Source organism: Paenibacillus tepidiphilus (assembly GCF_008635795.1).
In the GTDB taxonomy this organism is placed as follows: Bacteria; Bacillota; Bacilli; order Paenibacillales; family Paenibacillaceae; genus Paenibacillus_AQ; species Paenibacillus_AQ tepidiphilus.
On record NZ_VWRQ01000001.1, the window covers coordinates 332514 to 346576 of the forward strand.

Genomic DNA, 14063 nt, shown 5'->3' on the forward strand with positions numbered 1-14063 from the left:
AAGGGAGGGATGGCGGATGAAGCATCCGGTAGAATACACACGGCTTATCGAACGTACGCTAGCCGGCAGCCGTGAGGCGTTCGCTGAACTGTATGAAGCTACTGTGCATGATGTTTATCAGACTGTCCGTTTCTTCGTTTCGGTGCCTTCCGATGCAGAGGATGTGGTGCAGGAGATTTATTTGGAGGTTCACCGGTCTCTTGGCCGCTTTGACCTGGGCAGGCCGTTTCGGCCCTGGCTGATGGGCGTGGCCATGCGGCAGATCAAGGCCCACCGCCGCAAAGGCTGGCGGCAGTTTCGCATCCTGGAGAAAGCGGGAGCCGGCAGCCGTCTGGTGGAGGAAGAAGATATTGCACGGAAAGTTGTGGAGCGGCTCTCTAACCGGCCGCTGCTGGATTCTGTGCATGCGTTGTCCTTCAAGCTGCAGCAGGTGGTTATTCTGCATTATGGGCAGGAGTGCTCACAAGAGGAAATTGCCGCTATCCTGGGCATCCCGCCGGGAACCGTCAAATCGCGCATCCATGCCGCTCTGCAGAAGCTGCGCCGTAAACACCGGGCTGACACCATAGCTATAGGGAAGGTGGAGGATCTGCATGAGTCTGGAATATGAGCTGCGTTCTTCGCTTCAGGAGGAAGCCGCCGATTGGAGCGCCCCGCCTGAACTGAAGGCGCGGATTCTGGAGGCGATCCCGCCTGGAGAAGGGGGAAGACGACGTATGAAGAAGTGGTGGGCGGTCACAATTCTGGCTGCTGTGCTGTTACTTCCGACCGGAGCTTATGCCGGTTATCATTATTTGGCGGATGACATTTACGGGTCCGCAGAGCAGGTGGTTCCGCAGTTCGGGACACAGCAGGGTTATGACAGGCTGGAGGCCAAGCTGCAGCAGGCCAAGGAGCATCTCGGCAGCGAGGACTTTGAAGAATTTATGTCTTTGCTCCAGGAGATCGGGGCCTATAATTTGAAGATTGCCGATGCTGAAGGCAAGCTTCATCCGCAGCGGCTGAGCGCTGCTGAGCAGGAGGCTTATAGCCGTCTGGCCGATGAACTCGCCTCCTATGCGGAACAAATGGAGAATGGAGCAGGGACTGAAACTGCAGTCCCAACTCTGGACGGGGACACCTTCTGGGCGGAGCCGCTGGCGAAAGCGGAGCAGAGCTTTACAGCAGAAGAGTTTGCCGATTTCAAGGAACTCGTTGAAGAATATCGCGCTTATGAGTCAGGAAACGGGAAGACCGGTGCAAGATATACGGAACTGCTGGAGCATCTGAATGAGTATCTGAATAAGCTGGGAATCCGCATTGCACCCGGTTCCTAGCAGCATGAGGGTCCTGCGGACTATTACAGTCTGCGGACCTTTTTCTTAGATTATAGAACGTTTAAGGAAGATTTACGGATAATTACCTGCTATTTTCCGTAATGCAATGATTCTTACGTCCTATATTTTTACAGTTCCTAGTACAATATTGTACCGGGAGGTTGGTTATAGGAATGAGGAGACTGGAGTTTATCCAGAAGAGAATTGAAATTGAACGGATGAAGCTGAATTTGCTCGAACAGAGACATGGCATTCTTCATCCGGATGTCATCAGGCAGTCGATGAAGCTTGATGAATTGATAAATGAATATAATAAATTAGAGAGTTTCACCAGAAACGAACCTACATAATAATCGGTGTTATAAGCCTGAACATGCAGATTAGCCTTCTTACTCCGATAATTCCCCTGCATACAGAAGTGTCCCCCTTGAAGATCATTTAAGCAAAAAATGTCCTGTCTGCTATCTCCCTGGCTATTATACTTAGTTTAATCGTTGCAACGAGGAAGTGAAGCGCAATTGGGTTATGTTGAACTGTTGCAGAGAACGGTGGATTATATTGAAGAGCATCTGAATGAGCCGATCACTTTGGAAGATTGCGCGCGGATTTCGGGGTTTTCCAGGTTTCATTTTCATCGCTTATTCGGAATTCACCTGAACCTTAGCCTGATGGAGTACGTACGGAAGCGGCGGCTCGCCCATGCCATGCTGGACATTGTAGAGGGCAAACGGGTTTTGGATGTAGCACTTGAATACGGTTACAGCTCTGAACGTTCTTTCAGCAGGGCTTTTATGCAGGAATTCGGTCAATTGCCCAGCTGTGCGAGACAGGCCAGGTATTCATTGCCGCCCAAACCGATGCTCGGGGAGCCGGTGTTTCCGGGAGCTGGTCACGGAGGAGGAAGTATGTTGGATTATTTAAGTGAAGTAAGCATAACCGCACTTGGAGACATGAGGGTGGCCAGCGCATTCAGAGTCAGTGCCGAACCTGAAGATGAAGTGGTCAGATTTGTAGAGCATTGGGTCAAAGCAAGGGGAACAGGTAAGGAAGCAAGGCGGTTTGGTTTTGATGTGCCGGTGTCCGAGGAGCAGCAAGAGAATGGCCTGCGAGGCTATGAATATTGGGTGGAGACAGACGCGCCACTCTCTTCCCTGGATGAGGGGATGGCAGTGAAGGAGATCGAAGGCTGTAAATACGCCTCCCTGCGCATTACCGACCCCTTTGCCGATCCGTTCGTACGCATTCCGCTGGGCTGGAGACAACTGGCCGGGTGGGTGAACAGCAGGGGGTATCAGGCGTCCTGCGACCAGGAGCGGTATTGGCTGGAGGAAGTGCTGGAATGCGGCGATGGGACTGTAATGGAGCTGTATTTTCCGATTGAATAGGTAAGCAGCAGCCCCCGGCCCTCCGGGGGCATGTATGGTCTCACAAGCATTCCGGTCATGACTTTACAAACTTCAGGCATGTTCGCAGCATGCGCCGGGTGAAGATATGCGAGCAGAGCAGCACAGCTGCCAGCAGGATGCTGAACGGCAGGACGAGAATCTGCGGCAATACGGTCTCCGGTCTGAAGCTAAGCGTCACCCTCTCCCAACCGAGCAGCCCTAGCATCCCCGCAACCATTGCAATCCCCGTACAAATGAAGCTTCCTGCCGCCCATACCCCCAGAACAGGAATGACGAAGAGCAGAACAGCCCCTTTGCCGATGAACTTGAGCGTATGGAGAAGGGCAGCAGACCGCCCGCTCATTGAAAATCCTCCTTGGCGCTGAGATCGCTGCAGTACACGGAACTGCCTACCCTGGAGCCGGGCGCAACTGTCAGGCTTTGGCTGTAGCGGATTTCCCCGATATCGCAGCCCGGTCCTACCGTAATATCCGTTCCACAGACAAGTTCGGCCGTAGTGCGCTCCAGGCAGATGGTTTCCCCTTGAATCAGCCGGCAGGCCAGCCTGCGGAAAGGACCCATACTTAGCCCCAGCTTCGGAGAGGAGCGTCTGATGATAACCGGTCCGGCTGAAATCAGCTGCTCGGCCTTACATGTATTTCCCAGTACAATTTCGATTCTTTCGGTGGCATGAAGCTGCTGAAGCTTCACAGCACCTTTTGCAGCAAAGGTGATCGCCTGGATCGGCCCCGCTGACGACAGATAGCCCGCAGAGCGGACATGCTGCGCCTGCAGACGCTGCACACGCAGACTTCCCAAATTCTCTACGCTCTCCGAATAGCAAGCCTCCGCAATGCTGCATTCGCCGGATACCTTGAGCAGTGCAGTTGCTAAGGTGCTGTTGACTTTCAGATGACCGGTCACATGTATGGATGCCGCGCGGATAGGGTCCCGGGAGATGAGCGAGCCTCTGACCTTCAGGGGAGCCTCGCCTTCGACCGAAGTATGCCTATACAAGGGATAGACCGCCTTTCTGAAATTTATTTTAACAATTAAAATATATAACAGATATAATATATAGTAAAAATAATATGTTATAAAAAAAACGCCCCGGCAAAGGAGGCGATGTACATTAAGGATTCTACCGGACAATGCCGTTCATCAGCTCATGAATCTGCTGCAGATTGTCCGTAATCCGCTTAAGCTCTTCGGCGGAGAAACGGTCGAACAGCCGTAATATCCGCTGTTCGCCCTCGCCGGTGAGCGCAATATTGACTACTCTGCGGTCTTCCTTGGTCCGGACCCGTTCAATAAGGCCGGCATTCTCCAGCTTGTCGCACATGACCGATGCGGCGCCTGCCGTAATGAGAAAGCGCTCCGAAATATCGGTAATGTTCAAGCTGCCGGCGAGGCGGAGCTGGAACATCAGCATGATTTGATTCACGGAGAGCGATTCCCCGCGGGTAATCATCTCCATAAAGGCCTGCGATTTCCGCTGCACCTCGGCCATGGCCACCATTACGTTGTCCAGGGCCTGCGGGTTCACATGTTCTGTACTCATAAATACGCTCCATAGGTTATAGTTTCTCAACTATATAGAAGCTGTTACCAGGCTGTCAAGTAGAGTGGGCAGAGGCCGCCATTCAGAGTCTTCCAAAGTGAGACCGTTGTTGCTATAGTGTTTTTATAATAGAAGTCATTAGCTGACCGGTGTACATAAATTGGAATGAGGAACGGGGAATCACGATGGAAGTGGAATGGCTGGAAGCGGAATTGACAATCGTGGCAGGCGGAGAGGCCGTGGAGCTGCTGCCCAAAGAGTTCGCACTGCTGCGCTTTCTGTACCGGGGCAGGGGGCGCGTCTTTAGCCGGGAGCAGCTGCTTGATCAGGTATGGCCGCTGGAATATCCGGTAGAGCGTACGGTGGATGACCATATCTACCGCCTCCGCAAGAAGCTGGCCAAGCTGAACGGAATGGAGATTAAGACTGTCCGAGGGTTTGGCTACAGTCTAAGCATGCCGGCTTCAGCGGCCGGAGCCATAGCCAAGCCTACCGTGAAGGATGCAGGACTGCATGAGATGATGCACGGACTGCTGGGAACCTATCATAAATACGGCCAGGGCCACTCCATGCTCACCTTGGCGCGCCAGCAGGATGCTTTGGGTTATGAGCTGGACACTTTCTATCAGGTGTGCGTGCATTTTGTGCAGGGAGACCTGGAATGGTTGCTGTATACCGGTGAGGTGGAGCTGAAGGAACGGGTCTATTATCTGTTGCTGTGTTATCTCTTCGGCGAGGGTGCTCCCGGGGACAAGCTGGCGTTCTGCGAGGAGGTGCTGGAGTGCCGCAGGCTTCCTGAACTGCAGCATGAGGAGCTCTACATTCTGAATATTCTGCAGCTGTATGTACTCGCCGGAGAGCCGTACAAGGCCATAGAACGCTTGAAAGTGACATATGATGTGATTGCCGCACCGGAATATATCGAGTTCATTCCGGTTACAGCCATTTCGGAAATGGCTGTACATATTCTTGCCGGTACAGCCGACGCGCAGGTGAAGGAGCTGGCAGAGAAGGTGGACCGGATTCTCGGGGAGCAGCCGTATTTGCGAGAAATCGGCCAATATCATGTGGTACAGGGATTATGGCGCATGCGCCAGGAGGCCCCGGGGGAAGCGGAGAAGCTGTTCGACGAAGGGCTGCAGGTACTGGAGCTGAGCGGCTTTGTGCCGCTGCGGATCTATGCGCTGCAGCAGATTGTTTATTACTGTGTCTTGTTCTCCAATGAAGCACTGAAAGCCAAATATACGAAGCTTCTGGAGGCGGAACAGGAGCGGATGGGCCTTTCCCGGCTGCAGCAGCCCCTGGAGGCCCTGCTGCGGAAGTCGCTGCTCACCCTCTGATATTCCTCTGATATTTCTCCTATACAGTAACAAGCATGATCTGCATGACTTGCGCTGCTAAATGGAGGAATGAATGATGACTCGTATTCTTACAAAAAATGCCGACAGCCTGCTGCATAACAAGGTATACACACGCGTGTATACCGCATTCGCCACGGCAACCTTCGGCGACTGGTTCGACACCCTGGCCATCCAGGTGCTGGTCGGGTACCGCTGGCAGGCCAGCCCGGTGATGCTGGGACTGATTCCGGTGGCGGTGGCGCTGCCCGGCATCCTGCTGGGGGCGCTGGCGGGGAGCGTTGCCGACAGATTCAACAAGCTGAAGCTGATGCGCATCTGCGATCTGCTCACCGCGCTGATGACGGTGCTGATCCTGTTTGCGCCGAGTATGTACTGGCTGCTGCCGCTGCTTGCGCTGCGTTCCGCGCTCTCCACCCTGAATGTGCCGGCACAGCAGTCGCTGACCCGCAGCATTGTCCGCGAAGATCAGCTTATGCAGGCTTCATCGCTGAACGGGATCGTGAACCAGGGCTCCAAGATTGCCGGGCCGCTGCTCGGCGGCCTTGCCCTGTCGCTTCTCTCTCCGCAGTGGTGCATTCTGCTGAACAGCATTCTGCGGCTGGGCTCCTTCATGCTGCTGCTCACGGTCAAAAATACACCGGCTGCCGGAGAAGGTCCAAGCGGCGGGGAAGAGGAACATATTCCGCTGCGCAGGATGTGGATTGAGGGCTGGGTATTCATCTTCCGCAGCAGGCTGCTCTTGAATACGCTGCTGTTCGGTCTGTTGGGCTCACTGGCGCTTCAGATGATCGATTTTCAGTTTACCAGCCTGTTCCGGCTGCTTGCCCCGCAGCAGGAGGGGCTGCTGGGCTGGATGGTGGCTGCCTCGGGCGTAACGGCCGTAGCCACGATTCTGGCGATGAATAAGGTGAACCGGAACAAGGGCTACGGCCTGCTGCTGGGCGGCGGAGAGCTGCTGATTGGTCTCTCGGTGGCAGGCTTTGGACTGCTTCAGCCGGGAACGGCAGTCTACCCGGTACTGCTGCTGGGTGCTGTGCTCGGTGTCGGCAACGGTATCCTTATGATTACCTTCAATTATTGTCTGCAAAAAGAAACGCCGCCGCATATGATCGGCCGGGTATTCGGAATTCAGAATACCGTACTCAGCGCCATAATGATTATCGCGCCGCTGCTGGGAGGGCTGCTTGTTCAGGCCTCCGGGCCATCCAGCATCTTTACGATCATCGGAACGGTAGTGGCTGTTCTCGGTATAGGCGCCATTCTGCTCAGCCGGGTGCTGTGGCCTGAAGCCAAGCCTGCCGCACATGCTGAAGTTCCGGCTACAGAGTATCTCGGCTAATATTTCACCAGATTCAGCGAAGCTGTATAAGATCACAAGAACAAGAGCCGAGCCATAATTCTCCCTTCACCGGAGGATTATGGCTCGGCGTTTTGCTGCACCACGGCTGCTTTTCCCCGGTTATAAATTTTATAACAGCAAACTTTATATCTTTTTGGTAAGCTATGGAATGCTTGTTTATAATAGCCGGGGGATAGAAGGAGAGATTTGCATTGATGAGAAAAGTATGGAGTCTTCTGATTGTACTGATAGTTATTGCAGCTCCGTTAGACCATAAGCCCGCTTCAGCTGAAGCGGCGGTTCCGGATACAGGATTGCAGCAGTCATTGGAGCAGCAAGACCCGATCGACTTTGTTGTCGCTACGGATGAGTATAATTATTTGGGAACGGCCAACGGACTTCTGTACTTCAAGGCGCCTCTTTGGAGTAAGAATCCGCGTAATGCCAAGGGGCAGCTGCTGCAGGAGTATGTCATTACCGTCAATGCCAAGACCAATAAGGTGGAGTGGAAGCTTCCGATTTATGGGGGGTTCAAATTCGTGGAGCGTACTTTTTTTGATAAGGCAGGTAATTTGTATAGTGTAGTTGGAGCGGGGTTAAAGCAATCCTCCAATGAGACGTTTCTCTATTCCATTAGTCCAAAGGGGACAATGAACTGGCAGACGTTATTCCCCGACACGCTTGAGATTGACGGTCTGATCAATAATAAATTGTTTGTACATGGCCGAACCACCGTCTACGCAGTGAATCTGAACGGTACAGTGGCCTGGAGTAAGAGCTTCGAAAGGAAAAAAATGCAGGCTTCCCATGATGTCGGCGGGGTTACCTCGAATGAAATATTGACGCTCAAATATAATTCGCAGCATAAAGCAGTATCTTTTGATGTGCTGGACTGGAATCTAAAGACAAAATTAAGCTATCCGCTAACTGCGAGCAGTACAGTTGAACAATCGCTCAAGCTGAACAAGGAGATCTATATCCTCAAAATAAAGAAATCCGAGAGCACCACGCTGCTGGCCGCTATAGGAACAGACGGGAAACAGAAATGGACTAAGGGGATTGATCCGACCACGAAGCAAATCTATATTTTGGACGGCAAGCTCTTATTCGCCAATAATAAAGGATTCTATGTGCTGAATGGCAACGGCGAACAATTGAATCATACCCCGCTTGCTCCAATGCCTTATAAAGGATTTGGCTACAGAGTAAGGATGGATGACAAGTACATTTCTATTTCGTTTGATGGCAGAATACAAACAAAAACTGCGCTGACAGTATTGGACCGGAAAAGCTACAAAATGCTGTATTCATTCGCCTATCCGCTCCAAGTAGAAGGACAACCAGCGATCCACTATGATGATATTTTCTTTACTCAGGACAGGTTCTTCAGAGTCTATGACAATCAGCTCATTCCGTTTAAATAAAATCCAGACCCGAAGCCCGTGCGCCCGCACGGGCTTTTGCGGTGCGGCGTAACGGTCGTCCCGGATATTCCCTCCCTGCTTGTCATGCCCGTCTGCATATTGGGGCCAAGTCCCTCATAGACATGTACTAATCAATGCTTCACAAAACAGGTTAAGGGGATGATGGCATGCGCCGGATCACATGGGTACTCGCAATCATTATGAGCGTGGCCCTGATTATGACGGGATGCGGAAAGAAGGACGCCGCTTCCGTAGTCAAGGATTTGAATGACATCTCAGACAAGCTGGAGAGCAAGCAGGGAGCCTATCAGGGAGCGGGCACCATGACCCTGTATACCGGCGAACAGCCGCAGGAGTACAAGGTCGACGTCTCGTACAAGAATCCGGCATATTACCGGATCAGCCTCACCAGTGTGCAGAAGGATGTGACCCAGATTGTGCTGCGCAACGATGACGGTGTGTTCGTGCTGACGCCGAGCCTCGGGAAGAGCTTCCGCTTCCAGAGCGACTGGCCGGACGATCAGGGGCAGGTCTACCTGTACCAGACGCTGCTGCGTGGCATTATCTCCGACCAGAACCGCCAGTTCGTCGAGGACGGGGACAATTATGTGTTCGAGGTGGCGGCCAATTACCAGAGCAGCGCCCTGGTACGCCAGAAGATCTGGCTGGGCAAAAAGGATTATCAGCCGAAGCAGGTGCAGGTCTCCGATTCCGAAGCCAAGGTGGTCGTGGATGTGAAGTTCGACACCTTCAGCTTTGATCCGGAGTTCACCAAGGATTCCTTTGATATGCAGCGCAACATGACAGGCGGCTCCGCTTCGGAAAGCACTGTAGCCGAGGTAGATGAGAACGGCAACCCGCTTCCGGCCACAGAGAACGGGGAAGCTGCCGATGAACCAGCCGCCGCCGAGCCGGGTGATTTCGGCATCATCGAACCGGAATATGTTCCGGCCGGCGTGGAATTCAAGGACAGCCACAAAATTGAGAACAGCAAGGACCACTCCGTGCTGATCCGGTATGACGGAATTTACCAGTACACCATTATCGAGAGCCGTCCGCTGGACCGGACTGTCTCGCTGGCTCCGCAGACGGTAGTGGATATGGGCTTCGCCGTAGGGATGCTCAGCGGCGAGGAGCAGCAGACGCTGACCTGGATGAGCGATGGCGTGGAGTTCCGGATCACAAGCGCCAATCTGCCGCTGGATGAAATGATGCAAATTGCCGCTTCTATGGACGGACAATCGGGTAAGTAAATATCAGCAGCGGATACTGCGCCGGGCGGGGAGATTCCCTGCGGCGAGCCGTATCCGCTTTTTTCTTCAGACGGCCGAGATTGACAGTGTCTCTCCTTAGCATTACCATTGGCAGTAAGACTATAATCTAATGCTTTAATGCAGAGATGTTTTACTACAAGCTAAGAAGGTGACAGGGAAAGTGCAAGCAAGCTATCGACCTACAGTTGCCGAGATCAATCTGGACGACTTGCGTGCCAATTACGAAGCCTTCCGGGGCGCGCTGCCTGCGGAGACCAAGTTTATGGGATGCGTCAAAGGAAATGCGTATGGCCACGGTGCAGTGGAAGTAACGCGGGAGCTGGAAAGGCTGGGCGCGGATTATGTCAGCGTAGCCTTTTTGGATGAGGCATTGGAGCTGCGTCAGGCGGGAATACTGATTCCTATACTGGTGCTTGGCTACACCTCTCCGGAAGGCATTGCCGTTGCCTGGAAGAACAACGTGACCGTAACACTGTTCACACCGGATGTGCTGGAGGCGATCAAGCGGCTTCCGGATGATCCGCAGCACCGGCTGAAGGTGCACATCAAGATTGACAGCGGGATGGGCCGGCTGGGATTGCTTCCACCGGATGCCCCCGATTTCATCGCTGAAGTGCAGCGGACAGCGCAAGCGGAGCTGGAGGGAATGTTTACCCATTTTGCCAGGGCAGATGAAGAAGACAAAGACTATACACTGATGCAGTACCGACGGTTCATGAACGTGGCGGACACGCTTCGGGACAGACAGATCCACATCCCGATCATACATACGGGCAATAGCGCTACGGCCATTGATACACCTCTTCTATCCAGTAACATGGTGCGTGTAGGCATAAGCTTGTACGGATTTTATCCTTCAACAGAGGTGAACCACGAGCGTGTGGCTCTACACCCGGTAATGACGCTGAAGACCCGGGCGGTCTATGTCAAGACACTGCCGCCGGATTGGGGAATCAGCTACGGCACCCGGTACTTTACGGGCGGCGAGGAGCGGATCGCTACGCTGCCGGTAGGGTACGCAGACGGATATTCCCGCATGCTGACAGGCAAAGCGGAGGTGCTAATACGCGGACGCCGCGTTCCGGTCGTCGGAACCATCTGCATGGACCAGTGTATGGTAACGCTCAAACCTTTCGCTGAAGAAGCGAACCAAATTCAAGCCGGCGAAGAGGTTGTACTCATCGGACGCCAGGGCGCCGAAGCTATTACAGCGGATGAACTGGCGCTTCATCTGGGCACGATCCACTACGAAGTGATTTGCATGCTGGCTCACCGGGTTCCCCGCGTATATGTGCGGCAGAACGCCATTCCTAATCTGGTGAATCCCCTGCTTCAACGTGAATGCTCTGATTCATATTGACATGTACAAGGAACGACAAAAGGAAATAATTCGTGCAGACAGGTGTGACTTATGGTCTATACGAACCGCCAAATGTAGTTTATAATGGGATGCAGCATACTTGATATACTGGCGGCATATATTCCTTGTATAAAATTCCTTGTATATTGTAACAATGGAACACAAGGGCAGTAGGTTTGTGGGGGTGGAACAAGAAGGTGGCCAATTTGCAAAGCACCAAAAGAATCATGATCAGCTTGCCCGATCATCTCTTGCAGGAAGTGGATGGGATCGCCCAAATGGAGAATTCTAACCGCAGTGAATTGATCAGGCAGGCCATGAAGCTGTACTTAAGCGAACGGAAGAAGCGCACGATCCGGGAGTCGATGCAGCGCGGGTACATGGAAATGGCTAAGATCAATTTAACGATGGCATGCGAGGCATTCCTCGCGGAAGAAGATGCAGACAATACTCTGGGCCGCTTAGTAAGCGGGGTGTAGATCATTGATCGTTAAACGCGGCGACGTTTTTTTTGCCGACCTTTCGCCGGTTGTAGGTTCAGAGCAAGGCGGAGTAAGGCCGGTACTGGTCATTCAGAACGATATTGGCAATCGATTCAGCCCGACGGTGATTGTGGCGGCCATTACCGCCCAGATCCAGAAGGCCAAGCTGCCGACGCATGTGGAGATTGATGCGGCTGCCCACGGCTTTGACCGCGATTCGGTCATTCTCCTGGAGCAGGTTCGGACAATTGACAAACAACGCTTAACGGATAAGATCACCCACCTGGACGAGGAAACAATGAAAAAGGTGGATGATTCGCTGCAAATCAGCCTTGGCCTGATTGATTTCTGAGCACAGGCAGGGTAACCATATCAAATATGTATTAAAGGGCGTACCTGTTTTTGCGGGTGCGCTCTTTTAATTAATAACAGCAAGGGGCCGAGGTGGCCTCCGGAAACAGAGCTTTCCTTAATAATTTTACGGTGATATAATTGGACCGGTTGGTCGGTTTATAGGGGGTGCTGAATATAAAAGGACGTTCTGACGGAGAAGAAACAAAGAAACGGATTGTGCAAAAGGCGGCGGCGCTGTTTGTGCAGAAGGGCTATGCGGCCGTGACGGTGAGCGAAGTATGCCAGGCGGCAGGCGTCAGCAAAGGGAGCCTGTACCACCATTTTCCCAGTAAAGACGAGCTCTTTCTGCATGTGGTTGAGGACGATACCGTGCAGTGGCTGGCAGAATGGAAGGTCATACGGGAGCGTACCACCGGTATCGAAGAGCGGCTGCTCGCCCTGGCGGAGCATTATGCCAATGACTTTCAGAATCCGCTGATCCGTGCGTTAGAGGAATATGCCAGATCGCGCAATCTTCCCGAAGAGATATCCAGGCGGTTGTCGGCCATTTATGAATCGGGTTCCCAGGCCTGCCGGATGGTGCTGCAGGAAGGGATGGACAGCGGGTATCTGCTTCAGGGCAATCTGGACCATTATGTGATAATTGTCAGCGGCCTGCTGGAGGGTGTGGGCAGAGTCAGCGAGATGGCGGATCTGGCCAGTACGCGCGAGGATGTCAAGAAGTATAGCCAGGAAGCTATACGGTTGTTATTGCAGGGAATGCGCAGCCATTAGAGCCCGCTAAAAGTTTGGTATGACGGGGACAGATTTTTTTATTGTCATTAATTAGACCGGATGGTCGGTCTTGTATGACTGGAAACAATGGAAGTTGCAAAAGATATAGAATCCAAACCTGCAGAAAGGTTGCACTGAAAGATGGAGGGAACACCATGTCATTATTGTTAAGAAACCGGGGAGCGATGCTGCTCCTGATGGTGAATATTTTTCTGGCGTTTACGGGGATCGGCCTGGTCGTCCCCATTATGCCCACTTATATGAATGAGCTGGGGATCGGAGGCGGGATCGTCGGATTACTTGTGGCCGCCTTCTCATTGACCCAGCTGCTGATCTCGCCGATTGCCGGAAGATGGTCGGACCGGATGGGCCGTAAAAATATTATTGTCGGCGGGCTTATCATCTTTGCACTGTCCGAGCTGCTGTTCGGGCTGGCCGATGCTCCCTGGCAGCTGTTCATTTCCCGCATGCTTGGCGGTGTAGGTGCAGCGATGATTATGCCGGCGGTTATGGCTTATGTGGCAGATACCACGTCGATGGACGAACGTGCCAAGGGGATGGGCCTGATCAATGCGGCGATCACCACCGGATTCATCATCGGACCGGGAATCGGCGGTTATCTGGCCGAGTTCGGCATCCGCGTGCCTTTCTTTGCCGCTGCCGTTGCCGCAGCCTTCGTGGCGGTCGTGACCTTTGCGGTACTGCCCGAATCCCGCTCTGCAGCGGCTGCAGTGCCGGGAGTGGAGAAGAAGGCGAACAAAGAGAGCCTTGTCGCCCAGTTGGTCCGTTCGTACCGTGAGCCGTATTTCTTTGGGCTGGTAATTGTATTTGTGCTTTCCTTCGGACTTGCCAATTATGAGACAGTATTCGGTCTGTTCGTCGACCACAAATTCGGCTTTACGCCCAAAGACATTGCCTTTGTCCTTACCTTCGGCTCCATATCCGGTGCCGTGGTCCAGGTGACTGTCTTCAGCTGGATTCTGAATAAATTCGGTGAGAGCCGGGTGATCTCGGCTTGCCTCTTCATTGCTGCCCTGTTTATCGGCCTGACCTTGCTTGTACACGGCTTCTGGGCGATCGTCGCCGTCACGTTCATTGTCTTCCTGTCGATCGACATTCTGCGTCCGGCTGTCGGCACACAGCTCTCGAAGCTGGCGGACGAATCGCAGCAGGGCTTCGTGATGGGCATGAACTCGGCCTATACCAGTCTCGGCAACATCGCCGGTCCGATTGTCGCCGGCTTTCTGTTCGATCTGGACTTTAATTTTCCGTACTGGGCGGCTACAGGCGTGCTGGCGCTTTGCTTCCTGATGACACTGGTGTACCGCAAGCGTTCAGCTGGATCTGTCAGAACCAGAGTATAGCGTATGGAGGCTAGGATATAGAGCAAGCAGCATAACGGCACAGTGAAGAACCGGGGCAATGCGCTACAG

16 protein-coding genes are annotated in these 14063 nt (G+C 53.2%); 13 read left to right on the top strand and 3 right to left on the bottom strand.

From position 1 onward, the window contains the following. Window positions 1–16: 16 nt before the first annotated feature. The 4 genes from F1379_RS01470 to F1379_RS01485 all read left to right on the top strand — a co-directional run bounded on the left by F1379_RS01470 (window position 17) and on the right by F1379_RS01485 (window position 2701). A complete protein-coding gene (locus F1379_RS01470) occupies window positions 17–610 on the top strand; it encodes a sigma-70 family RNA polymerase sigma factor (protein ID WP_150265555.1) in 594 nt (197 codons plus the stop codon). Then, window positions 594–1316 (top strand): DUF3600 domain-containing protein, encoded by a 723-nt coding sequence (locus F1379_RS01475; RefSeq protein ID WP_150265557.1) that lies wholly within the window; start codon window positions 594–596, stop codon window positions 1314–1316. Before F1379_RS01470 ends, F1379_RS01475 begins: the two co-directional genes overlap by 17 nt. Before the next feature lie 173 nt (window positions 1317–1489). Beyond that, entirely contained in the window at window positions 1490–1666 is a 177-nt protein-coding gene (locus F1379_RS01480; protein WP_150265559.1) for an aspartyl-phosphate phosphatase Spo0E family protein, read from the top strand. A 168-nt stretch (window positions 1667–1834) separates the two neighbouring features. After that, window positions 1835–2701 (top strand): AraC family transcriptional regulator, encoded by an 867-nt coding sequence (locus tag F1379_RS01485; protein ID WP_162551050.1) that lies wholly within the window; start codon window positions 1835–1837, stop codon window positions 2699–2701. Between the two features lie 55 nt (window positions 2702–2756). Here F1379_RS01485 and F1379_RS01490 read toward each other — a convergent pair whose 3' ends face one another. From F1379_RS01490 to F1379_RS01500, 3 genes are all read right to left on the bottom strand, one after another. Beyond that, window positions 2757–3065 carry a hypothetical protein gene (locus tag F1379_RS01490; protein ID WP_150265564.1) on the bottom strand — a complete coding sequence of 103 codons (309 nt, stop codon included), beginning with the start codon at window positions 3063–3065 and terminating at the stop codon, window positions 2757–2759. Further along, complete coding sequence (locus tag F1379_RS01495; RefSeq protein ID WP_150265566.1) at window positions 3062–3718, bottom strand: hypothetical protein; 657 nt, start codon at window positions 3716–3718, stop codon at window positions 3062–3064. Before F1379_RS01495 ends, F1379_RS01490 begins: the two co-directional genes overlap by 4 nt. 124 nt (window positions 3719–3842) lie before the next feature. Continuing rightward, window positions 3843–4262, bottom strand: coding sequence for a MarR family winged helix-turn-helix transcriptional regulator (locus tag F1379_RS01500; protein WP_150265568.1), 420 nt, complete (start codon window positions 4260–4262; stop codon window positions 3843–3845). 185 nt (window positions 4263–4447) lie between these two features. Here F1379_RS01500 and F1379_RS30500 point away from each other — a divergent pair, with 185 nt between their 5' ends. The 9 genes from F1379_RS30500 to F1379_RS01545 all read left to right on the top strand — a co-directional run bounded on the left by F1379_RS30500 (window position 4448) and on the right by F1379_RS01545 (window position 13994). Beyond that, window positions 4448–5602, top strand: coding sequence for a winged helix-turn-helix domain-containing protein (locus F1379_RS30500; protein ID WP_150265570.1), 1155 nt, complete (start codon window positions 4448–4450; stop codon window positions 5600–5602). 73 nt (window positions 5603–5675) lie between these two features. Beyond that, complete coding sequence (locus F1379_RS01510) at window positions 5676–6962, top strand: MFS transporter (protein ID WP_239004508.1); 1287 nt, start codon at window positions 5676–5678, stop codon at window positions 6960–6962. 215 nt (window positions 6963–7177) lie between these two features. Further along, window positions 7178–8386 carry a hypothetical protein gene (locus F1379_RS01515; protein ID WP_150265574.1) on the top strand — a complete coding sequence of 403 codons (1209 nt, stop codon included), beginning with the start codon at window positions 7178–7180 and terminating at the stop codon, window positions 8384–8386. Between the two features lie 167 nt (window positions 8387–8553). Further along, window positions 8554–9639, top strand: a complete 1086-nt coding sequence (locus F1379_RS01520) for a LolA family protein (RefSeq protein ID WP_150265576.1) — start codon at window positions 8554–8556, stop codon at window positions 9637–9639. Between the two features lie 181 nt (window positions 9640–9820). Further along, window positions 9821–11020: an alanine racemase gene (gene alr, locus F1379_RS01525; RefSeq protein WP_150265578.1), complete on the top strand. Its 1200-nt coding sequence runs from the start codon at window positions 9821–9823 to the stop codon at window positions 11018–11020. A 197-nt stretch (window positions 11021–11217) separates the two neighbouring features. Further along, window positions 11218–11499: a CopG family ribbon-helix-helix protein gene (locus tag F1379_RS01530; RefSeq protein WP_150265580.1), complete on the top strand. Its 282-nt coding sequence runs from the start codon at window positions 11218–11220 to the stop codon at window positions 11497–11499. Window positions 11500–11503: 4 nt separating this feature from the next. After that, complete coding sequence (locus tag F1379_RS01535; protein WP_150265582.1) at window positions 11504–11854, top strand: type II toxin-antitoxin system PemK/MazF family toxin; 351 nt, start codon at window positions 11504–11506, stop codon at window positions 11852–11854. A 167-nt stretch (window positions 11855–12021) separates the two neighbouring features. Next, a complete protein-coding gene (locus F1379_RS01540) occupies window positions 12022–12630 on the top strand; it encodes a TetR/AcrR family transcriptional regulator (RefSeq protein WP_150265584.1) in 609 nt (202 codons plus the stop codon). Between the two features lie 155 nt (window positions 12631–12785). Then, window positions 12786–13994, top strand: coding sequence for an MFS transporter (locus tag F1379_RS01545; protein ID WP_150265587.1), 1209 nt, complete (start codon window positions 12786–12788; stop codon window positions 13992–13994). Window positions 13995–14063 lie beyond the last annotated feature (69 nt).